Raw genomic sequence first — 21076 nt, forward strand, 5'->3', positions numbered from 1 at the left:
GGGAGGACACGATGAAATTCTCCTTTGAACAGGGCATTGCCGCTGGCGTTGCCGGACCGGTGGCCACGGCACTCATCGCCGGCGTGCTGCTCGTTGACCATGGCGCCATCGCGGCACCGGTCGAAGCCAGCGCGCAGACCCAGGCACTCCCTGTACCCACGGGCGACGCTGCGTTCCGCGATGACGCCACCCACGCCAGCGTGGTGTTCGCCGGCGGTTGCTTCTGGGGCGTGCAGGGTGTGTTCCAGCATGTCAAAGGCGTGAGTAATGCGGTGTCCGGCTACATCGGTGGCAGCGCTGCCAATGCCCGCTATGAGCGGGTCAGCAGCGGTCAGACCGGTCATGCCGAAGCGGTGAAGGTCGACTACGACCCACGCCAGGTCAGCTATGGGCAGTTGATGCAGGTGTTCTTTTCGGTGGTGCACGACCCGACCCAGCTCAACCGCCAGGGGCCCGACCACGGCAGCCAGTACCGGTCGGCGATCTTCACTGATGACGCCCGCCAGCAGGCAGCCAGCCGCGCCTACATCGCCCAGCTCGGCCAGGCCGGCAGCTACCGCGCACCGATCGTCACCCAGCTGGTCAGCGGCCAGCGCTTCTACCCGGCCGAGAGCTACCACCAGAACTACATGACCAACTACCCGCAGGCCGCGTACATCCGCTACTACGACGCGCCGAAGCTGGCCGCGCTGGGCAGGCAGTTCCCGGGGCTGTACCGGCGCGATGCGGTGCTGGTGCCGATGCGCTGACGGCATTTCCGTGGGGCCGGCTGGCGCTCGGTGACGCTCCTGCCAATGCGGTAACGATCCGGGTAGTGCCGGCCGCTGGCCGGCTCTTGCGGTTCCAGGGAATGCCGGCCAGCGGCCGGCACTACCAAAAAAAGAGGCACGGCCATCCAGCCGTGCGCTTGGAAAGTACCGGCCGTGCCCCGATCAGGCCCGGCCGACAACGACATGCTAGGCTCGCCGTCATCATGGGTACAGCACCAGATGGCGGGAAACTCGATGGATACAGATGATCAGAGCGCAATGATCCCCCCCCGCTACCAACGGCTGTCCGACGAACTGGCCGAGGCCATCCACGGCGGACGCCTTCCGGTCGGCAGCCGCCTGCCCTCGCTGCGGCAGATGGCCCTGCAGCGCCGGCTCAGCCTGAACACGGTGATTGCCGCCTACCGCCAGCTGGAAGACGCTGGCCTGGTCATTCCGCGGCCGAAAGCCGGCTTCGAGGTGGCGCCGCGGCTGTCGGTGCCGGAACGTTCGCTGCGCGACACGCCTTCTGCGCCCACCGCGCCGCTGCAGCAGGTACTGATGGCCCGCGTGCTGGAAGCACAGCGCCGCCCCGGCGTGATCGACCTGGCCTTTGCCGGCCCGCGCGGTCGCCAGTTCTACCCCGGCGCGCAGCTGGCCAAGCACACGGCGCAGGTACTGCGCCATGGCCAGCAGACCGTGGAGACCTATGCACGCCCCAACGGCTCGCCACGGCTGCTGGCGCAGATCGTGCGCCGCGGCCCGCGCATGGGCCTGCATACCCACAGCGAACGCCTGCTGCTGACCCACGGTGCGATGGAAGGGCTGCAGCTGGCGCTACGCGCGGTCACCCAGCCCGGTGATGCGGTCGGCATCGAGGCGCCGTCCTACTTCAACCTCTACCCGTTGCTGGCCAACCTCGGCCTGCAGGCCATCGAACTGCCCACCCACCCGCAGCTCGGCCTGGATGTGGATGCGCTGGATGCGCTGCTGGAGCACACGCCGCTGGCCGCACTGGTGGTGATGCCGACCGTGCACAACCCGCTCGGCTGCACCATGCCGACCGCCGCCAAGCAACGCCTGGCCGAACTGGTCAACGCACGCCAGCTGCCGCTGATCGAAGATGCGGTGTATGCCGAGCTGCAGTTCTGCGAACCGCCGGCACCGCTCCTGAAGGCCTTCGATCGCGGTGGCTGGGTGATGGTGGCCGGCGGCTTTTCCAAGACGCTGGCGCCGGATTACCGCATCGGCTGGCTCGATGGCGGCCGCTTCGCCGAGCGCATCGCGCTGCTGAAATTCCAGTCCACCGGCGGCGAGCCGCAGCTGCTGGGCGACGCGGTGGCGGCCTATCTGGAAGCGGGCAGCTACGAGCACCATCTGCATCGCATGCGCCGGCTGTACCGCGAACAGGTCGGACGGCTGCGCCAGCTGGTGGCCGAACACTTCCCGGCCGGCACCCGCGCCACCGAACCGCAGGGTGGCTTCCTGCTGTGGCTGGAACTGCCGGGCGTGGACACGCGCGAGCTGTTCGAGCGTGCACTGCAGGAGGACATCGTGTTCATGCCCGGCCAGGTGTATTCACGCGGCGCGCGGTATCGCCATTGCCTGCGGCTGTCGTGCTGCCAGACGCTGGATGCACGCTTCATCGGCGCGGTGGAGCGGTTGGGTGCGATCGCGCGGGAGCTGGCGGCCGCAGCACGGTAGTGCCGGCCGCTGGCCGGCAACTGCACGCAGGTGGATACATCGAGGTTGCCGGCCAGCGGCCGGCACTACCCCAGGTCAATCGAGCAGACGCGCGCTCAACGCTTCGCCATCCGCTCCCGGCAGATGTGGCAGCCGCCCCCAGCACGGCATCGCCAGGCGCTGCTGCAGCGTTGCGATGTTCTCATCCTGGCGCTGCATCGCCGGGTCGATGTGGTTGCCGATCCAGCCCAGGCACTCCACGCCGCTGGCCTGCAGCGACTGCGCAGTCAGACGCGCGTGGTTGACGCAGCCCAGCCGCATGCCCACCACCAGCAACACCGGCAACCGCAATGCGCGCACCAGGTCGAGCTGGTCGAGCGTGGCCGAGACCGGTGCCAGCCAACCGCCAACACCCTCCACCACCACGACATCGGCCTGCGCGCGCAGCCGCTCGAACGCTGCCACGATCGGCGCCAGCTCCACCTGCACGCCGTCCTCGGCAGCGGCCAGCTCCGGTGCCAGCGGCTGGCGCAACGCATACGGGTTCAGATCGGCATAGTCCGGTACCGGCCAGCTGGCCGCCTGCAGCGCCAATGCATCCTCGTTGCGCAGGCCCTGGCCCAGGTCTTCGCTGCCGCTGGCCACCGGCTTCATGCCGACCGCGCGCAGTCCGCGCCGGCGCAGTGCGTGCAGCAGTGCGGTGCTGACCGCGGTCTTGCCGATCTCGGTATCGGTGCCGGTGACGAACAGGGCGGGCGGCAGCGTGGCGGGCAACGGCATCGACGGGCTCCAACGGGGCAACAGAGCGTGCATTATCGCCGGCCCGGCGCGCTTGCTAGACTGCAGGCATGTTCGCCAATGCCTCGCTCACCGGCAGCAAGCCGGAACAATACGCCCAGCTGCTGGAACAGGCCCGTGGCCTGGTCTACGCTGAGTCCGACCGCATCGCCAACGCGGCCAACCTCTCGGCCCTGGTCTACCACGCCCTGCCCGACCTGAACTGGGTTGGCTTCTACCTGTACGACGGCAAGGAACTGGTGGTCGGCCCGTTCCAGGGCCTGCCGGCCTGCGTGCGCATCCCGCTGGACAAGGGCGTGTGCGGTGCCGCCGCCAGCCAGCGCGTGACCCAGCGCGTAGAGGACGTCGACGCCTTCCCCGGCCACATCGCCTGCGATTCGGCCTCGCGCTCGGAACTGGTGGTGCCGCTGCTGCGCGGCGATGAACTGATCGGCGTGTTCGACATCGACAGCCCGAAGGTGGGCCGCTTCGATGCCGACGATCAGGCTGGCCTGGAAGCCATCGCCCGCGTGTTCGTCGAGGCGCTGGGATGAGCGCACCGAAGCTGCGCAACATCGGCCCGAAAAGTGCGGCGTGGCTGCGCCAGGTCGGCCTGCGCAGCCGCGACGACCTGGTTGCGATCGGAGCCGTCGGCGCCTTCGTCAAGGTCAAGCGCGCCGGCTTCAAGCCCAGCCTGAACCTGCTGTACTCGCTGGAAGGCGCGTTGCTGGACTGCCATTGGCAGGAGCTGAGCGAGCCACAGCGTGAAGCACTGGTGCAGGATTACGAAGCACGCATCGCTGCGCATCCGCTGAAGGCAGCCGGCCCGGCGTCGGGCCCGGTGCATGAGCAGCGCTTCGATGCCGACGATGACGCTGAGGACAGCGTGCCCGAGGGCGCGGACGAGGATTGAGGCCTCCGCGTTCCTGGGGATGCCGGCCAGCGGCCGGCACAACCAGTGTGATGCAGGATCGGTAGCGCCGGGCCATGCCCGGCGAGTGCGCTCAGGGCTGCTGCAGCTCCAGCAATTCACCCACCAGCCCAATCTCACCGCGCTCCAGCCATACCCGCAGGCGCGTGCCGTGGTCGATACGCAGCGCCCAGCTCAGCGACATCGGCAGGCCGCAGACCTGCGACAGCACCATGCGCAGCGGGCCGCCATGGCTGACCACCAGCGTCGGCACCGGATCGTCATCATCGAGCAGGCGATCCAGCGCGCGCGCGATGCGTCGCTCGAAGTGGCCCCAGCTCTCGCCATTGGGCGGCGGGAACGCGTGCGGGTCGGCATGGAAGGCCGCCAGTGCATCCTCCGGCAGGTCGAACAGCGACCGCCCGTCCCAATCGCCGAAGTCCAGCTCTTCCCATTCCTCGTCCGCTTCCACGTCCAGCCCACGCGGCGCGGCCAGGGCCATCGCCGTATGCAGCGCGCGCAACCGCGGTGAACTGATCACCCGCTCCCAGCGCTGCCCGGCATAGGCCTCGACCAGCTCCTGCGGCAGCCCGGCCAGCTGCGGTGGGTCGCTGCGGCCATCAAGGAACTCGTCACGGCCATTGCCGGCATGGCGGACCAGGTCGAGGATCATGCGCGCGTCCCGGACGGGCGACGCAGGTACAGCGGAAAACGGGCGGACATCGGCAACGGCACCACGGGATCGAGCAACCATTCTAAAGGCACAGCAAAGGCAGTCGCGCAGGCGCGACGCAACGGGACGGCCTGCGATGCCGTAGACTGCGCGCACTTCCAGGTGACCTGCGGCCATGGCCGGCAGGTTGAAACGGGAAGCCGGTGACGCGTGATTCCACGCCAGGCCGGCGCTGCCCCCGCAACGGTAAGCACGTCAGTTCCAGGCAACACCGCCACTGTGCCGCAGGCATGGGAAGGCGCCTGGACGGTGGCCTCGCGCCACCCGGCGGCAAGCCCGGAGACCGGCCCGGAAGCCTCAGGTCGCGATGCGGTGGGCATGGCGCTGGATGACCGTGGCGTGCGCTGCGGCATCGGCGCACGCCTGCCTTCGCGGCTCCTCCCCTTCGCCACGCGGGCGTGCGTGGCACCCGGAGTCCCCCATGAAGCTGCAGTCCCGAATGCTGTCCCTGGCCGTGCTGGCCGCCCTGCCCGCGCTGGCCCAGGCCGCCAATGACACCACCGCGCTCGACCAGATCCTGGTCACTGCCACCCGCACCCCGATCGCCCTGCAGGACAGCATCGCGCCGGCGCAGGTGATCGACCGCGCCCAGATCGAATCCAGCCAGGCCACTTCGCTGCAGGAACTGCTGCGCGGTCGCGCCGGCATCAACCTGGCCAATGCCGGCGGCCTCGGCAAGCAGAGCTCGCTGTTCCTGCGCGGTACCAATTCCGGCCACACCGTAGTGCTGGTGGACGGCGTGCGCATCAACAGCGCCGACCTCGGCCTGGCCATGTACCAGGACCTGCCGCTGGCGCAGATCGAGCGCGTGGAAATCGTGCGCGGCCCGCAGTCGAGCCTGTACGGCGCCGACGCCATCGGTGGCGTGATCCAGATCTTCACCCGCCGCAACCAGGGTGATTTCGCCCCGCACTTCCAGCTTGGCGGTGGCAGCAACGGCCTGCGTGAAGCCAGCGGTGGCATTGGCGGCGGTACCGAACGCGGCTGGTTCGGTGCGGATATCGCCTACCAGCATTCCGACGGCATCGATGCCTGCCGCGGCTCGGCCACGCTGTTCGCCGGCTGCTTCGCCGACGAGCCCGACCGCGACGGTTACCGCAACCTGTCCAAGAGCCTGCGCGGTGGCTACACCTTCAACGACCAGTGGAACGTGGAAGGCAGCGCCCTGCGCGCCGACGGCAGGAACCATTACGACGGTTACTACAACTATTCGGAAACCCGCCAGCAGGTGCTGGCCGGCAAGGTGCGCTACACCCCGTCCGAGCGCCTGGCATTCACCGCCAACGTCGGCCGCAGTGACAACGAGTCGGACAACTTCGGCGACTTCGGTGCACGTGGCAGCGCACAGACCCACCGCGACAGCGCCTCCCTGCAGGGCGATTTCGGCGTGGCCGAGGGCCAGCTGCTGAGCGCAGGCGTGGACTGGAGCGAAGACAACCTGGATGGCAGCAGCGCGGGTTACCTGGTCGACAGCCGCCGCAACACCGGCGTGTTCGTGCAGTACCAGGGCCGCTTCGGCCGCCACCAGCTGCAGGCCAGCGCACGCAACGACGACAACCAGCAGTTCGGCAACCACGCCACCGGCAGCGTTGGCTGGGCGATGGAGCTGGGCCACGGCCTGCGCCTCAACGCCAGCTATGGCACGGCGTTCAAGGCACCGACCTTCAGCGATCTGTACGACCCGTGGAGCGGCGTGCCGACGTTGAAGCCGGAGAAATCCAAGAGTGCCAACCTGGGCGTTTCGCAGCAGGGCCAGGGCTGGCACTGGGGCCTGGATGTGTATGAAACCCGCATCGATGATCTGATCACCTACGATGCGGCGACCTTCAAGATGCAGCAGGTGGAGAAGGCCCGCATCCGCGGTGCCGAACTGACCGGCGGCGTGCTGCTGGCCGGCTTCGACATCAACGCGCAGCTGAGCTACACCGACCCGCGCAACCGCACCGGCGGCAGCACCCAGTTCGACAACTGGCTGCCACGCCGCGCGCAGCAGACCGCGCGCCTGGACATCGACCGTCGCTTCGGCGATTTCCGCGCAGGCCTGACCGTGCAGGGTGCCGGCAAGCGCTACGACGATGCCGCCAACGCGGTGAAGGTGGGCGGCTACGGCACGCTGGACCTGCGCGCTGAGTACGCACTGACGCCATCGTGGTCGCTGCTGGCACGTGCCGCCAACGTCTTCGACCGTCGCTACGAAACGGTGGCATGGTTCAACCAGCCCGGCCGCGAGTACCAGTTGAGCGTGCGTTACCAGCCGAAGTGAGCGCAACGTTCATGGTAGTGCCGGCCACTGGCCGGCAACATCATGACCTTCGGCAACGCATTCCGGGTTGCCGGCCAGCGGCCGGCACTACCCCTCTGCTTCAGCCCCGCAACCCCGGCAGTTCACGCAGGTCGTCGATCACCGCCACCGCATGCGCGGTGGCCAGGTCCAGGCCGCGCGGATAGCCGTAGCGCACCAGCGCGATCGGCATGCCGGCCTCTTCGGCGGCGCGGTAGTCGGTCAACGAATCACCCACCATCAGGCAGGACTCCACCGGCAGCCCGAAGTGCGCGGCGATGTGCCGCAGTGGCTCGCCACTGGGCTTGCGCTGCGGCAGCGAATCCCCCCCCAGTACCAGCGCGAATGCATCACCGATACCCAGGTGCTGCAGCAGCGGCGGCACCAGTGCTTCGGGCTTGTTGGTGCAGATCGCCAGCGGCACGTTGCGCGCACGCAGTTGCGCCAGCGCTTCGCCCACGCCGTCGAACAGTCGCGGGCTGCGCAGCAGGCACTCACGGTAGTGCACCATGAACACCGGCATCACCTCGGCCAGGTCCACCTCGCGGCCGGCGGCCTGCACCGCCTGTTCGACCAGACGACGCACACCGTCGCCGATCCAGCCCAGAACCGTGGCTTCCGGCACGCGCGCCAGGCCGATGTCTTCCAGCGTGCGGTTCAGTGCTTCGGCAATATCGGCAGCGCTGTCGACCAGCGTGCCATCGAGGTCGAACACGACCAGCGGATAGGGATACGACAAGGGAACGGCACCTGTGCGACGTGGGGCCGTCCATTGTACGCCGCTGGTTTTTGCACCGATCCGCCTCAGCCGATCCGGCGCGCGCGGGTAGCCAGGAAGGTGGGCAGATAGCGGTCGATCAGGAAGCGCGGCTGCGGCTGCCAGTCTTCCATGAAGCGATCGATGACGAAGCCGGCATCGAGCTGGCCACCGATCAGTTCGGTCAGGCTGTGGCCGAAGGTCAGCGCATCGCCCCGCGCCAGTTTCGCCTCGCGCTCGGCCGGTGGCAGGTCTTCCAGATCCGAATAGGGAATGGCGTACTGCGGTCGGATCAGGCCCTGTGCATCCAGCTGCGGATCGCGTGCACCGACGAACAGCACCGGGTTGTAGAAGCTGGCCATCAGCATGCCATCACGCGCCAGCACGCGGCGGCATTCGGTCCACACCGGCCGGACGTCGGGCACGTACAGGTTGGAGATCGGGTGGAACACCACATCGAAGCTGTCGTTGGCGAAGGCGTGCAGATCGCGCATGTCGCCCTGCACCGTGCGCAGTTGCAGGCCATCACGCGCCGCCACCTGACGATCCTGCTCGAGCTGGCCATCGGACAGATCGAACACGGTCACCTCCGCCCCGGCCGCCGCCAGCACCGGGGCCTGCTGGCCACCGCCCGAGGCCAGGCAGAGGATGCGGCGGCCGCGCACATCCCCCAGCCAGTCCAGCGGCAGGGCGCGAGGCGTCAGGTGCACCTGCCAACGTCCTTCGCGCGCGGCGGCAACGGTTGAACTTTCCACCGGGCGCGACCATTCGCGCACTTCACTGGCCTGGCGGTCCCAGGCAGCACGGTTGTGGTCGATCAAGGCCTGTCCGTGGTTCATGTGTTCTCCTTGCCCGGTGGGCGCCAATCCAGATCCTGGAAGGCCGGGCTGGCGAAACACTCGGCCAGGAAGTCCAGGAATCGCCGCATGATAGCGGGCTGCTGGCGCCGTGATGCGTACACGGCATGAATGCCGAGTTCGTCCAGACTGAACTCGGGCAACAACTCGATCAGCTCGCCACTGCGCAGCAGTGGCGCCACCTGGTAGGTCGGCAGCATCGCGATGCCGGCGCCCGCACGCACCGCTTCCAGCAACAGCGAGGCTTCGTTGGCGCTGATGTTGCCGCCCACCGCCACCGACAGCGAACGGCCATCGCGGTGCAGCTGCCACAGGCTCTTGCCCACGTAGTGATGGGTCAGGCAGTTGTGCGCGGCCAGGTGTTCCGGGGCGGTAGGCGTACCGCGCGCCTGCAGGTACGACGGCGTCGCGCACAGCACCGAGCGGCAGGTGGCCAGCCGTCGTGCGATCAGGCTGGGATCGATCTGGCGGGCGATGCGCACCGCAAGGTCCACCCGCTCTTCCACCAGGTTCACCATGCGGTCGACCAGCAGCAGCTCGATGCGCGCCGCCGGATGGCGTGCGACAAAAGCGGCCACCGCACGCGCCAGGTGGCTCTGCCCGAACGACACGCTGGCGGTCACCCGCAGCGTGCCATGCGGTTCGGGATCGTCGCTGGCCAGCTCGCCCTGCAGTTCCTCGCCGATGGCCAGCATCTGCCGGAAGCGCGCCAGCGCCGCCTCGCCCGGGCCGGTCAGGCTGACCCGGCGCGTGGTCCGGTGCAGCAGGCGCGCGCCCAGCCAAGCCTCGACCTCGGCCAGGTAGCGGCTGACCATCGCCCGCGACATGTCCAGCACCTCGGCGGCGGCGGTGAGGCTGCCGCGCTCGGCCACCTCGACGAATACGGTCATGGCGGTCAGTCGGTCCATATGCTCGATCCATGCAACAAACAAGCGCGTTATACGCTGTTTTTCGAGCGACTGCAGCGGCCTAGAGTGGCCCCATTCCCACCCCACACCGCCCCACGGAGTCCTGCCATGAAGATCGCCCTCGTTGGTTCCACCGGCAACATCGGCCGCCAGATCGCCCGCCACGCGCTGGCCAACGGCCACGAACTCACCGTCATCGTGCGCAGCGCGCAGGATCTTCCGGCCGAACTGGCCGGTGCCCATCCGGTGATCGCCTCGCTGGATGACCAGGATGCCCTGGTCGCCGCCATCGCCGGCCACGACGTGCTGGCCAGCGCCTATGGCCCGCGTCCGGGCGATGACATCGGCCGCGTCGGCGAAGTGGCCGCGCAGCTGGCCGCCGCCGCGCGCAAGGCCGGCGTACCGCGCCTGGTGGTGGTCGGTGGCGCCGGCAGCCTGGAAGTCGCGCCGGGCGTGCAGCTGGTCGATACCCCCAACTTCCCGGAGGCCTACAAGCCGTACGCGCTGGCCCATCGTGAAGCCTTCAATCGCCTGCAGGCGGTGGACGACCTGGACTGGACCTTCTTCTCGCCGGCCGCCGAAATCGGCCCGGGCGAAGAGCGCGGCCAGTACCGCGTGCAGCCCAAGGCCTTCCTCGCTGATGCCAGCGGCCACAGCCGCATCAGCTACGCCGACTACGGCGCCGCGTTCGTCGCCGAGCTGGAAGCGCAGCAGTACCCGAAGCAGATCATCACGGCCGCGTACTGATCATGGCGTCCGCCGGGCATGGCCCGGCGCTACCCAGCTGTAGAGCCGAAGGCAACGGCAGGAGCCGTTGCCAGCGTCGCTTGCGACGGCCCGCAGGGGCCCGGGCAAGGACGCCCGGCATAGCCCACGTTCGGCTCCCCATTCGACACAAGGAATTTCCAATGCGCACCGCTGCCCTGCTGCTTCCCCTCGCCCTGGCCGCCAGCTTCACCAGTGCGCCGCTGCTGGCCGCACCGGCCACCGCGGCGCCCGCGGCAGCGACAAAATCCCAGCTGCACCTGCAGACCTTCCATCCCGGTCCGCAGGCGATGTTCTCGGTGTCCTCGGTGCTGATCGAAGGCCGCCGCGATGCGATCCTGGTCAACGCGCAGTTCGGCGCCAGCGATGCGCGCAAGCTGGTCGAGCTGATCCGCGCCAGCGGCAAGCAGCTGACAACGATCTACATCAGCCACGGTGATCCGGACTACTACTTCGGCCTGGCTACCCTGCAGGACGCGTTCCCGCAGGCACGCATCGTCGCCACTGCGCAGACCGTTGCCCACATCCAGCAGACCCAGGCCGGCAAGCTGGCCTACTGGGGGCCGAAGATGGGTGCCGACGTGCCGTCGCGCATCGTGGTGCCGCAGGTGCTGGATGGCGATGCCCTGCAGCTGGAAGGCCAGCGCCTGCCGCTGATCGGCCTGGATGGCCCGGCCCCGGACCGCACGGTGCTGTGGGTGCCGTCGCTGCGCGCGATCGTCGGCGGCATTCCGGTGGTGGCCGGTGAACACGTGTGGATGGCCGACACGCAGACGCCGAAGTCGCATGCCGACTGGCTGCAGACCCTGCAGCGGTTGCAGGCGCTGAAGCCGAAGGTGGTGGTGCCGGGGCATTACGCGCCGGGTGCCGCACTGGATGCCAGCGCGCTGGTGTTCACGGCGGACTACATCCGCGCGTTCGATGCCGAGACGGCAAAGGCCAAGGACAGTGCGGCGCTGGTGAAGGCGATGCAGGCGCGCTATCCGAAGCTGGCGGGCGTGGCGTCGCTGGAACTGAGTGCGAAGGTGGCCAAGGGCGAGATGCAGTGGCCGTGAGGTAGGGAGTTTTCTTTTTGCAGGGCTGCGCCCTGCACCCGCTCAATGCAACGGCAACAGCCGAAGCAACGGCAGAAGCTGGTTTCCTGAGGGTGGGCGGGGGGGGTCCGGTTGCGGGGGACGCTGCAAGTACGTCCATGTAAGCTCGATCGCGGCTTGCTCGTGTGCGCTGTCCTGCGCACACGGCAAGACCGGGGTTGGGCGTCCTGCCCAACCCGCCCGAGGCATGCCTCGGGCCCATGCGGCTCACGCCCCCGCAACCGGACCCACCCCGCCTTCGACAGTTTCCCGCTATCTGTCGGAACCTGCTGCTGATGGTGGGTGCCGACCGTTGATCGGCACGGGGCCGGATCCCATTGCTGCGCAACGGGCTCTGACCCCACTGTTTGATGATTAGGTATCTGTGGGATTGATCATGTCGTGCTCGAACAATTCCCCCTGCACCACCGGCTCCTTTTCGCGGAAGCCACCCAGCCCGACGCCGACCAGGCGGTAGCGCGTCTCGGCCGGCAGATCGACGCGGGCGCGCAGGGCCAGTGCGATGTCACGCAGCTCTTCCATCGATTCCGGCGGGCGCTCCGGGGTGAAGCTGCGGGTGAGGATGCGGAACTGCGCGGTCTTCAGTTTCAGCACCACGGTGTGGCCGATGCGCTCGGTCTTGCGCGTGGCGTTCCAGGTCTTCCCGGCCAGCTGCACGATCGCCTCGGTCAGGTCTTCCAGCAGCAGGTCTTCGGCGAAGGTGTCCTCCGAGGAGATCGACTGCACCTGCTGGTCCGGTTCCACCGGCCGCTCGTCGATGCCACGTGCGCGGTTGTACAGGCTGCGGCCGAAGCTGCCGAATGCCTCTTCCAGATCGATCAAGGCCCACTGCCGCAGGTCGCCGCAGGTGACGATGCCGCGCGCGGCCAGCTTGCCTTCCATGACCTTGCCGACACCGGGCACGCGGTTCACCGGCAGCGGCGCCAGGAACGCATCCACGCGCTGCGGTGGAATCACGAACTGGCCGTCGGGCTTGCGCCAGTCCGAGGCGATCTTGGCCAGGAACTTGTTCGGCGCGATCCCGGCTGAAGCAGTCAGGTTCGTTTCCTCGCGGATCTGCGCGCGGATGGTGCGGGCGATGTCGGTGGCCAGTTCAATGCCACTCTTCGGCTCGGTCACGTCCAGATAGGCCTCGTCCAGCGACAGCGGCTCGACCAGGTCGGTATGGCGCAGGAAGATCGCGCGTACCTGCTGTGACACCGCCTTGTAACGCGCGAAGTCCGGCGGCACGAAGATCGCGTCCGGGCACAGGCGCTCGGCACGCACGGCGGGCATCGCCGAACGCACGCCGAACACGCGCGCCTCGTAGGACGCCGCACACACCACCGAGCGGGCGCCACGCCATGCCACGACCACCGGCTTGCCGCGCAGTGACGGATCGTCGCGCTGCTCCACCGACGCGTAGAACGCGTCCATGTCAACGTGGATGATCTTGCGCAGTCGGGTCATGTCAGGTGGGAAAGGCGGGGCCGGGCCGGGTGGGCCACACGCCGAAGTATGGTCGTTGCACATCAACAGGATGCGCGTATTCCCTTGAAAACACTACGGTTGCGTACGGTTGAAATGTTTGATCGGCGCAGTTTCCACGGGCATTCTCGGGCGCTTGTTTCCCTGTTCTTCGCTTCCAGGATTGTGCTTCATGACCCGTCTCCACGCGTTCAACCGCGAACAGCTGCTGGCCAGCGCACGCGGTGAACTGTTCGGCACCGCTGCCGGCCGTCTGCCCAACGACCCGATGCTGATGTTCGACCGCATCACCGACATCCGCGAGGACGGCGGACCGCATGGCAAAGGCATGGTACGCGCCGAACTGGATATCCACCCGGACCTGTGGTTCTTCGGCTGCCATTTCATTGGCGACCCGGTGATGCCCGGCTGCCTGGGCCTGGACGCCATGTGGCAGCTGACCGGCTTCTTCCTGACCTGGCTGGGCGCCCCCGGCAAGGGCCGCGCGCTGGGCTGTGGCGAAGTGAAGTTCACCGGCCAGGTGCTGCCTGAGGCCAAGCTGGTGCGCTACGAGATCGACATCAGCCGCGTCATCAACCGCAAGCTGGTGATGGCCCAGTCGGACGCCCGCATGTACGTGGATGACCGCGAAATCTACAGCGCGCGCGACCTGCGCGTCGGCCTGTTCACCGAAACCGGGAGCTTCTGATGCGTCGCGTCGTCATCACCGGCATGGGCATCACGTCCTGCCTCGGCAATGATCTGGATACCGTTTCGGCCGCGCTGCGCGAAGGGCGCTCGGGCATCACCGCCCTGGCCGACCACGCCGAAGCGGGCCTGCGCAGCCAGGTCGGCGGTCGTGTCGACCTCGATCTGGAGGCACTGATCGACCGCAAGCAGAAGCGCTTCATGAGCGATGCGGCAGCCTTCGCCTATCTGGCCATGCGCGATGCCATCGCCGATGCCGGGCTCAGCGCCGAGCAGGTCAGCAGCCTGCGCACCGGCCTGATCGCCGGTTCCGGTGGCGGCTCCAGCGAATGGCAGATCGGCGCGGTCGACCTGCTGCGCGAACGTGGCGTGCGCAAGGTCGGCCCGTACATGGTGCCGCGCACGATGTGCTCGACGGTCTCGGCCTGCCTGGCCACGGCCTACCAGATCAAGGGCGTCAGCTATTCGCTGTCGGCCGCCTGCGCGACCTCGGCGCACTGCATCGGCGCGGCCGCGGACATGATCCGCCATGGCGCGCAGGACATCATGTTCGCCGGTGGCGGTGAAGACCTGCACTGGTCGATGAGCGTGATGTTCGATGCGATGGGCGCGCTGTCGACCAGCTTCAACGAAACCCCGGCCAGCGCCTCGCGTCCGTACGACAAGGACCGCGACGGCTTCGTCATCGCCGGTGGTGGCGGCATGCTGGTGCTGGAGGACTACGACCACGCCGTTGCGCGCGGCGCGCACATCCACGCCGAACTGATCGGCTATGGCGTGACCTCCGACGGCGCCGACATGGTCGCTCCGTCCGGCGAAGGCGCGGTGCGCTGCATGAAGATGGCGCTGCAGGGCGTCGATCGCCCGCTGGACTACCTCAACACCCACGGCACCTCCACGCCGCTGGGCGACGTCACCGAGCTCAATGCGATCCGCGAAGTGTTCGGCGATGCGGTGCCGCCGCTGTCCTCGACCAAGGCGCTGTCCGGCCATTCGCTCGGTGCGGCGAGCGTGCACGAGGCGATCTACTGCCTGCTGATGATGCGCGATGGCTTCGTTGCCGGTTCGGCCAACATCGGCGAGCTGGACCCGAAGGTGGAGAGCTTCCCGATCCTGCGCGAAAGCCGCGAGCAGAAGCTGGATACGGTGATGTCCAACAGCTTCGGCTTCGGTGGCACCAACGCCGCGCTGGTGTTCGGGCGGGTGTGAGGGGCAGGTGTGCCGACCAACGGTCGGCACCCACCAGGGCAGTAAAGAGTGCCAACCAAGGTTGGCACCCACCAACGCAGTAAAGAGTGCCGACCAACGGTCGGCACCTACCGGTTACCTCGGCAACAACGGCAGCAGGAGCGCGTGCGCGTCCACCAGCGAGCCGACGATGCGGTGGCCCAGTGCGCGTAGTTCTTCGTCAGGATGCACCAGGTCAGGCACCTGGATCACGGTCATGCCGGCCGCCAGCGCCGCACGCGTACCGGCCGGTGAGTCTTCCAGCGCCAGGCAGCGTTCCGGCGCCTGGCCCAGCCGCTGCGCGGCCAGCAGGTAGATATCCGGCGCCGGCTTCGGCCGCGCGACGTCGCCACTGGTGATCACCGCATCGAAATACGGCAGCAGGCCGGCAGCGGCCAGCTTGCGGTTGGCGCGCGGCTGCCGCGTGGTGGTCGCCACCGCGCGCGGAACCGCATGCGCCTTCAGCAGTTGCAGCAGCTCCAGGATGCCCGGCCGCAACGGCAGGCCGGTCTGCGTGCGTGCTTCATACAGGTCGTGGCAGCGCGCGGCCACCGCCTCGATCACGCTGTCCTCGATGCCCTGCGCACGCAGCAGCGCGTGCGTGTCACGGTCACCGAGGCCGACCATGCGCAGGAACACCGCCTCGTCCAGGCCCAGTCCGAACTCGTCGGCGGCCTGGCTCCAGCAGGCCAGCGAAACCCGCTCGCTGTCGATCATCAGGCCGTCCATGTCGAAGATGACGGCGTCGGGGAGGAACGGCAGCGCAGCGATGGTGGTCATGGAGCGAACAGCGTATCCAGGTCGGTGGAGGTGAGCTGCCGCCATTGCCCCTCGTCCAGCCCCTGCAGGTCCAGCCCGCCGACGCGGCTGCGGTGCAGGGCCTGCACGTGGTTGCCGGTGGCGGCGAACATGCGGCGTACCTGATGGTAGCGGCCTTCGTGCAGCACCAGGCGCGCGCGACGCGCATCCAGCACTTCCAGTTCAGCCGGCAGCAGGGGCGTCTTCTCGGACTCCAGCATCAGCGTCCCGCTGGCGAACAGCGCTACCTCGTCGCCGCGCAGGTCGCCGCTCAACTCGACCTCATAGACTTTCGGCAGCTTCGACTTCGGCGAGATGATCCGGTGCAGCAGGCCGCCATCGTCGGTCAGCAGCAGCAGGCCACTGGTCTCGCGGTCGAGGCGGCCCACCGTGGACAGCACCGGATCGCGATCGCGGAAGCGCGGCGGCAGCAGATCGTAGATCAGGCGGCCGGTGTCCTTGGTCGAGCAGGTGTAGCCGGCCGGCTTGTGCAGCGCGATCGACAGGCCCACCGGCGGGTCCAGCGGCTCGCCGTCGACACGGATCGCCTCGTGCGGCACCTGGTCGTCGGCATACAGCACCTCGCCGTCGGCGTCGGTGACGCGGCCTTCGCGGAACATCCACTGCACCTGCTTGCGGCTGCCATAGCCCAGGTTGGCGATGAGCTTGACCAGCTTCACTTGCCCTTCCCCTTCACCGCTTCCACCAGCTTGAAGCCATCACGCTCGGCGATCACGCGCACCGCGCCAAAGCTCTCGTTGAGCGTGTACTCGTACGGCAGGTGGCGGTTGGCCACTAAGTACAGGCGTCCGCCCGGGCGCAACGCCTGCGCGGCCACGGCGATGAAGCGCTGGCCGATGTCCGGGCGATCGGCGCGCGACGGCGTGTGGAACGGCGGGTTGCTGATGATGACGTCGTAGCCCGGTTCGATACCCGCGGTGACGTCCTGCCACAGGAAGCGCAGCGGCAGCGGGCGCGGCGGCGGCGCCAGATTGAGTTCGGCCAGTGCCAGCGCGCGCTGCTCGGCTTCGTACAGGTCCAGCGCGGTGATCTTCGGGCAGCGTTCCAGCAGCTCGCGCGACAGGTAGCCGTAGCCCGCGCCGAGGTCGGCGGCACGCCCGGCCAGGTCGGCCGGCAGGTGTTCGGCCAACAGCGCCGACGCCGGGTCGATGCGATCCCAGGCGAACACGCCCGGGCGGCTGAGGAAACGGCCCCCGACAATCGGGCGCACTGCATCCAGCGCCGACCAGCGCTTGGCCAGGTCGGCGTCGTGCTGGCCCTGCATCGGCGCGGTCCAGTACACGCGGCAGTGATTCTTGGTCAGGCTGCCGCCGAGGCCGGTCAGCTGCTTGAGGTCACCCTCGCCCGAGCGTGCGCCTTCGTTGTTGGACTGGCAGGCAACGATGCGGCCGCCGTCGGCGACCAGCGCCAGCGCGCGGGCGAACAGCGCGCGGGCTTCTTCACGCTGGCGCGGCGGCAGCACCAGCACCAGCGGGTGGCGGCCCTTGCCGGCCACATCATCCAGCTGGCCGCTGACGGTCCAGCCGGCGGCCTGCTGCAGCGGCTGCGCGAACGGGGCGAAGCTCTGCTCGCAATGCACCTCGCGGTTGCCGGCCACTTCGCGCAGCGGCCAGCCGTCGCGGGCCCGCAGGAAAGCCACGGGGCCTTCCGGCCAGCGCAGAGCGCCTTGGGAGAACGGCAGGAACAGGGTCTGCAGGGGGGCGTCGTCGCTGGAGGCCATCGGCGCGGGTACTTCAAGCGTGAGGGCCGTCCATTGTACCGGCTTGACCGGGTCGGCCCCGGCAGCCGCTTTGCGAAACCCGAACGGGGCCTTGATCTGCCAGCAACATTGGAACGTTCAGGGTAGAGGCTCCCCCGGAAACCCAGGAGAACCTGCATGCGAGCCTTGTTCGTCGGTGGCGTGGTCGACAACAGTGAAATGGACCTGGAAGGCAGCCATCCGCCCGTGCATTACCCCGAGGACACCGGCGGCGGCCACTCGCGCTACCGGCTGCACCAGGTCGGTCATGGTGCCGACGGCAGCGTGGCCTATGCGGTGTATGGCGCGCCGGACCTGGCCGATGACGAGGTGGCGAGGGTTGCGGAGGAGCGGGCGTATGCACGCCGGTTCGAGGCGACGCCGACCCTGTTCGAGCACTGAGCGCAGCAGCCACGCATGGCGTGGCTCTACTGCAACCTCTGGTAGATCCACGCCAAGCGGGGATGGGCCCGGCAGGTTGCCGTCAAACCCTCGGCGGCAACCTGCGGATGCTGGCGATCTCGTCCAACCACACATGGTGCTGCTGCACCGGCGTGTCGTAGTCATCCAGGCGCAGCTGGCCGTTGCTGCCTTCATCGCCAGCGACGTTGCGGTATTGCTGCACGGTTGGCCTCACGGCCACCGTGCCGAGCAGGCGGCGGCCATCGTGCAGAATCAGTTCCACCTGCGTTTCGCCATCCAGCTGCGGCAGCAGGGCTTCCAGGCGCGCGATCTGCGCCGGATCGGTGTGGATACGTGGAGCTATACGGGACATCGGCGACCTCCTGATTGCAGGGTCGCCGATCGGCCGTGAATGTTCAGTGCAGCGCGCTGTCCGCGCGCGGCACCTGCACCTTGCGTACGGCAGCCACCAGCTGCGCCACCGAGTACGGCTTGGCGACATGCTCCTGGAAGCCCGACGCCAGCGCGCGGCGGCGGTCATCGGCACGCGCCAGTGCAGTCACCGCCACCGCAGGCAAGGTTGCCGCGTCCACGCCCATGTCCTCGCGCAGCGTGCGCACCAGCCCATAGCCATCCATGCCCGGCATGCCGATGTCGGTCAGCATCACGTGGTACTGCAGATGGCCGGTGTCGGCCAGCAATGCCAGTGCCTCGCCGGCCGAGCTGGCCGCCGACACGCTGGCGCCCTGCTCTTCCAGCATGCGCCGCAGGTACTCCAGCACCTCCGGCTGGTCTTCCACCGCCAGCACATGCATGCCCCGCAGCGGATACGGTTCGACGATCACCGGCTCCAGGATCGGCCCGCTGATGACTTCGCGCAGCGGCCGGCGCTCGGCATCCGGCAGGTGCTGGGGCAGGCGAACGGTGAACGTGGCGCCGTGGCCATGGCCTTCGCTGGCGGCGGCGACGGTGCCGCCGTGCAGTTCGACCAGCTGCTGCACGATCGCCAGGCCCAGGCCGAGGCCGCCATGGCGGCGCGTGGTGGTGCCATCGGCCTGGCGGAAGCGGCTGAACAGGTGGTTGAGGAACTCCGGTGCGATGCCATCGCCGGTATCGCGCACCGTAATCACCCAGTGGGTGCCGTCGGCCTGCAGCTGAACGTCGATGCGGCCCTCGGCCGGGGTGAACTTGATCGCATTCGAGAGCAGGTTCCAGAACACCTGCTGGAGGCGCGTGGCATCGCCCAATACCAGGCTGGGCTGCTCGGGCAGCTGCAGGTGCACGTCCAGCGCCTTGCCTTCGGCCACCAGTTCCTGCGCGCCGATGGCTTCGCCAAGCAGCGTGCGCAGGTCCAGCACTTCCACCTCCAGCTGTACCTTGCCCAGCAGCATGCTGCTGAGGTCGAGCATGTCCGAGATCAGCCGCTTCTGCGCACCGGCGCTGTTGGCGATCACGTTCAGGCCCTTGTACAGCGGGCTGGTGTTGTCCACGCGCTGCAGCAGCAGCTCGCTCCAACCGAGGATGGTGGTCAGCGGCGTGCGCAGCTCGTGCGACAGCGTGGCCAGGAACTCGTCCTTCAGCCGCGCCATGTTCTCGGCGGCGCTGCGCGCGGCGCGTTCGGACTGCAGCAGTTCCTCGCGTGCCAGTTCGATCTCGCGGCGCTCGGTCACGTCCGGACTGCTGCCAGCCAGGCCGATGAAGCGGCCCATGCGCGAGAAGCGCGGCCGCGCGTTCATCTCCAGCCAGCGCCACTGGCCGTCGGCGCGCCGCGCACGTACCAGCGCATGCATCGAACGCTGCGCCTTCAATGCTTCCTGCAGCTCGTACTCGAATACGGACGCATCGTCTGGATGTACCAGGCCGCGCCAGACATCTTCCGGAACGCGCGTTTCGTCGCCACCGAAAAACTCGCTGAAGGCGCTGTTGACGAAGCGGGCGTGGCCGCGCTCGTCGAGCACCCATACCGGCATCGGCAGGCCATCGGCCAGTGCGCTGAAGCGGGCTTCGCTTTCGCCCAGCTCCACTTCCATCTGCTTGCGCGCGGTGATGTCGAAGAACAGGATGCCGACCTTGTCTTCGCCCGGACGACCAACGCGCACCGCATCAACCGCGAACGAGCGGCCCAGGGCGCGCGCTTCCATCTCGAACTGGGCGGGGCGACCACTGCGGGCCACTTCACCGTAGATGCGGAACCAGTCTTCCTCGTGGTTCGGTTCCAACGCACTCATGCGCTGACCGCGTGCGTCCTTCAGGCCGGTATGGCGCTCGAAGGCGTCGTTGACCTCGATGAAACGATAGTCTACCGCGCGGTCGCCTTCGAACAGCACCTGGATCACGCAGAAACCGGCGTTGATGCGCTCAAGCACGCCATGATGCAGGTCGGGTTCGGGCGCCGGCACCATCATCGGTGGGCGCTCCACTAGGGGCGGCAGTGTGGACAAGGGCGTCTGGACGGGCCGGATTGGAGACACAGCATGTTCCAGAGAGCGTATTCACAGCGTCAAGCGCCGTCAGTCAGGGTTGACGACGATGAATTGGCGGTAACCCCCCTTGCATACGCCGCAGCCGGCCATTGCAGTGACCCGGCCACAGGATCACACTCGATCCGTGATCAACATCGTCCCCAGCGCGGGGACGCAGGAGACCGTCATGAAACGCGCACTCGTGATTGCCCTGCTGGCAGGCGCCCTGGTGGTGAGCGGCGCCAACGCTGCAGCGCGCAACGTAACCGGTACGGACGCGCCGCGTGCGTTGCAGGCCAATGGCCCGGTCAGCGTGAAATGGGAGGATCCGGCCACGTTCACCGAGATCCGCCAGAGCACCAACCGCTTCGAGGCCGAACGCGGTGACTGGGTACAGCAGCTGGCCCGCTACCTGCAGACCACCGCTGCCAAGCCGCTGCAGCCTGGGCAGACCCTCGATGTCACCCTGGTGGACATCAAGCGTGCCGGTGACTACGAGCCGTGGCACGGCCCGCGTGCGCGCGACATCCGCGTGATGCGCGATATCTACCCGCCCCGCATCACCCTGCAGTACACGTTGAAGGACGCCGACGGCCGTATTGTGAGCGAAGGCGACGCGCGCCTGAGCGACTCCGGCTACCTGCAGGGCAGTGGGTTGCTGACCAACAGCGATCCGCTGCGCTACGAGAAGCGCCTGATTGATGACTGGGTGAAGCGCCAGCTGGCCAGCCAGGCCACCGCTGCGCGCTAGGCCCCTCGG

The 21076-nt window shown here is 68.2% G+C and carries 22 protein-coding genes and 1 riboswitch; of the genes, 11 read left to right on the forward strand and 11 right to left on the reverse strand.

Features of this window, described 5'->3' with window-relative positions; genetic code table 11:
* Positions 1 to 11: 11 nt before the first annotated feature.
* Positions 12 to 749 (forward strand): peptide-methionine (S)-S-oxide reductase MsrA, encoded by a 738-nt coding sequence (gene msrA / locus AC5P5X_RS06935; protein WP_111189667.1) that lies wholly within the window; start codon positions 12 to 14, stop codon positions 747 to 749.
* A gap of 255 nt (positions 750 to 1004) precedes the next feature.
* Positions 1005 to 2453 carry an aminotransferase-like domain-containing protein gene (locus tag AC5P5X_RS06940; RefSeq protein ID WP_111189668.1) on the forward strand — a complete coding sequence of 483 codons (1449 nt, stop codon included), beginning with the start codon at positions 1005 to 1007 and terminating at the stop codon, positions 2451 to 2453.
* A 75-nt stretch (positions 2454 to 2528) separates the two neighbouring features.
* Here the strand turns inward: AC5P5X_RS06940 and bioD are convergent, their stop codons facing one another.
* Complete coding sequence (bioD, locus tag AC5P5X_RS06945) at positions 2529 to 3212, reverse strand: dethiobiotin synthase (RefSeq protein WP_111189397.1); 684 nt, start codon at positions 3210 to 3212, stop codon at positions 2529 to 2531.
* Positions 3213 to 3280: 68 nt separating this feature from the next.
* Between bioD and AC5P5X_RS06950 the strand changes: the two genes are divergently transcribed.
* On the forward strand, positions 3281 to 3763 hold the full coding sequence (locus tag AC5P5X_RS06950; RefSeq protein WP_005407940.1) for a GAF domain-containing protein: 483 nt from the start codon (positions 3281 to 3283) through the stop codon (positions 3761 to 3763).
* On the forward strand, positions 3760 to 4122 hold the full coding sequence (locus AC5P5X_RS06955) for a TfoX/Sxy family protein (protein ID WP_049418785.1): 363 nt from the start codon (positions 3760 to 3762) through the stop codon (positions 4120 to 4122). Before AC5P5X_RS06950 ends, AC5P5X_RS06955 begins: the two co-directional genes overlap by 4 nt.
* A gap of 91 nt (positions 4123 to 4213) precedes the next feature.
* Here the strand turns inward: AC5P5X_RS06955 and AC5P5X_RS06960 are convergent, their stop codons facing one another.
* Positions 4214 to 4792, reverse strand: coding sequence for a histidine phosphatase family protein (locus tag AC5P5X_RS06960; RefSeq protein WP_062608094.1), 579 nt, complete (start codon positions 4790 to 4792; stop codon positions 4214 to 4216).
* A gap of 143 nt (positions 4793 to 4935) precedes the next feature.
* Positions 4936 to 5158: riboswitch (cobalamin riboswitch) on the forward strand.
* 115 nt (positions 5159 to 5273) lie between these two features.
* On the opposite strand from AC5P5X_RS06960, the gene btuB reads away from it, so the two are divergent.
* Positions 5274 to 7115 (forward strand): TonB-dependent vitamin B12 receptor, encoded by a 1842-nt coding sequence (gene btuB / locus AC5P5X_RS06965; RefSeq protein ID WP_012479038.1) that lies wholly within the window; start codon positions 5274 to 5276, stop codon positions 7113 to 7115.
* A 100-nt stretch (positions 7116 to 7215) separates the two neighbouring features.
* Here btuB and gph read toward each other — a convergent pair whose 3' ends face one another.
* The 3 genes from gph to AC5P5X_RS06980 form a co-directional block, all read right to left on the reverse strand.
* Positions 7216 to 7872 (reverse strand): phosphoglycolate phosphatase, encoded by a 657-nt coding sequence (gene gph / locus AC5P5X_RS06970; protein WP_024957092.1) that lies wholly within the window; start codon positions 7870 to 7872, stop codon positions 7216 to 7218.
* 65 nt (positions 7873 to 7937) lie between these two features.
* Positions 7938 to 8729 carry a class I SAM-dependent methyltransferase gene (locus AC5P5X_RS06975; RefSeq protein WP_012479036.1) on the reverse strand — a complete coding sequence of 264 codons (792 nt, stop codon included), beginning with the start codon at positions 8727 to 8729 and terminating at the stop codon, positions 7938 to 7940.
* On the reverse strand, positions 8726 to 9655 hold the full coding sequence (locus tag AC5P5X_RS06980) for a LysR family transcriptional regulator (protein WP_012479035.1): 930 nt from the start codon (positions 9653 to 9655) through the stop codon (positions 8726 to 8728). Before AC5P5X_RS06980 ends, AC5P5X_RS06975 begins: the two co-directional genes overlap by 4 nt.
* 108 nt (positions 9656 to 9763) lie before the next feature.
* Here AC5P5X_RS06980 and AC5P5X_RS06985 point away from each other — a divergent pair, with 108 nt between their 5' ends.
* Together AC5P5X_RS06985 and AC5P5X_RS06990 are read left to right on the forward strand one after the other, a co-directional pair.
* Entirely contained in the window at positions 9764 to 10402 is a 639-nt protein-coding gene (locus tag AC5P5X_RS06985) for an NAD(P)-dependent oxidoreductase (RefSeq protein ID WP_012479034.1), read from the forward strand.
* 161 nt (positions 10403 to 10563) lie between these two features.
* Positions 10564 to 11475 carry an MBL fold metallo-hydrolase gene (locus tag AC5P5X_RS06990; protein ID WP_111189398.1) on the forward strand — a complete coding sequence of 304 codons (912 nt, stop codon included), beginning with the start codon at positions 10564 to 10566 and terminating at the stop codon, positions 11473 to 11475.
* A 393-nt stretch (positions 11476 to 11868) separates the two neighbouring features.
* On the opposite strand, the gene dinB is transcribed toward AC5P5X_RS06990, so the two are convergent.
* Positions 11869 to 12963: a DNA polymerase IV gene (gene dinB / locus AC5P5X_RS06995; protein WP_005412135.1), complete on the reverse strand. Its 1095-nt coding sequence runs from the start codon at positions 12961 to 12963 to the stop codon at positions 11869 to 11871.
* Positions 12964 to 13153: 190 nt separating this feature from the next.
* Here dinB and fabA point away from each other — a divergent pair, with 190 nt between their 5' ends.
* Together fabA and fabB are read left to right on the forward strand one after the other, a co-directional pair.
* Positions 13154 to 13669, forward strand: a complete 516-nt coding sequence (gene fabA / locus AC5P5X_RS07000; protein WP_495215938.1) for a 3-hydroxyacyl-[acyl-carrier-protein] dehydratase FabA — start codon at positions 13154 to 13156, stop codon at positions 13667 to 13669.
* The gene (fabB, locus tag AC5P5X_RS07005; RefSeq protein WP_012479031.1) at positions 13669 to 14877 is read left to right on the forward strand and encodes a beta-ketoacyl-ACP synthase I; all 1209 of its coding nucleotides are present in this window, start codon (positions 13669 to 13671) and stop codon (positions 14875 to 14877) included. Before fabA ends, fabB begins: the two co-directional genes overlap by 1 nt.
* Positions 14878 to 14991: 114 nt before the next feature.
* Here the strand turns inward: fabB and AC5P5X_RS07010 are convergent, their stop codons facing one another.
* From AC5P5X_RS07010 to AC5P5X_RS07020, 3 genes are read right to left on the reverse strand one after another with little or no spacing between them, the layout of a single operon-like run.
* Complete coding sequence (locus AC5P5X_RS07010) at positions 14992 to 15675, reverse strand: HAD family hydrolase (protein WP_043033919.1); 684 nt, start codon at positions 15673 to 15675, stop codon at positions 14992 to 14994.
* The gene (locus tag AC5P5X_RS07015) at positions 15672 to 16373 is read right to left on the reverse strand and encodes a pseudouridine synthase (protein WP_065184145.1); all 702 of its coding nucleotides are present in this window, start codon (positions 16371 to 16373) and stop codon (positions 15672 to 15674) included. Before AC5P5X_RS07015 ends, AC5P5X_RS07010 begins: the two co-directional genes overlap by 4 nt.
* Complete coding sequence (locus AC5P5X_RS07020; RefSeq protein ID WP_111189076.1) at positions 16370 to 17434, reverse strand: class I SAM-dependent methyltransferase; 1065 nt, start codon at positions 17432 to 17434, stop codon at positions 16370 to 16372. Before AC5P5X_RS07020 ends, AC5P5X_RS07015 begins: the two co-directional genes overlap by 4 nt.
* Before the next feature lie 156 nt (positions 17435 to 17590).
* On the opposite strand from AC5P5X_RS07020, the gene AC5P5X_RS07025 reads away from it, so the two are divergent.
* Positions 17591 to 17854, forward strand: coding sequence for a hypothetical protein (locus AC5P5X_RS07025; protein ID WP_005407925.1), 264 nt, complete (start codon positions 17591 to 17593; stop codon positions 17852 to 17854).
* A gap of 82 nt (positions 17855 to 17936) precedes the next feature.
* Here AC5P5X_RS07025 and AC5P5X_RS07030 read toward each other — a convergent pair whose 3' ends face one another.
* Together AC5P5X_RS07030 and AC5P5X_RS07035 are read right to left on the reverse strand one after the other, a co-directional pair.
* Positions 17937 to 18227: a DUF3247 family protein gene (locus AC5P5X_RS07030; protein WP_024957100.1), complete on the reverse strand. Its 291-nt coding sequence runs from the start codon at positions 18225 to 18227 to the stop codon at positions 17937 to 17939.
* 43 nt (positions 18228 to 18270) lie between these two features.
* Entirely contained in the window at positions 18271 to 20259 is a 1989-nt protein-coding gene (locus AC5P5X_RS07035) for a hybrid sensor histidine kinase/response regulator (protein ID WP_005407923.1), read from the reverse strand.
* A 244-nt stretch (positions 20260 to 20503) separates the two neighbouring features.
* Between AC5P5X_RS07035 and AC5P5X_RS07040 the strand changes: the two genes are divergently transcribed.
* Complete coding sequence (locus AC5P5X_RS07040; RefSeq protein WP_043033923.1) at positions 20504 to 21067, forward strand: DUF3016 domain-containing protein; 564 nt, start codon at positions 20504 to 20506, stop codon at positions 21065 to 21067.
* Positions 21068 to 21076: the final 9 nt, after the last annotated feature.

This window comes from Stenotrophomonas sp. YJH_SMC_91 (assembly GCF_059368495.1).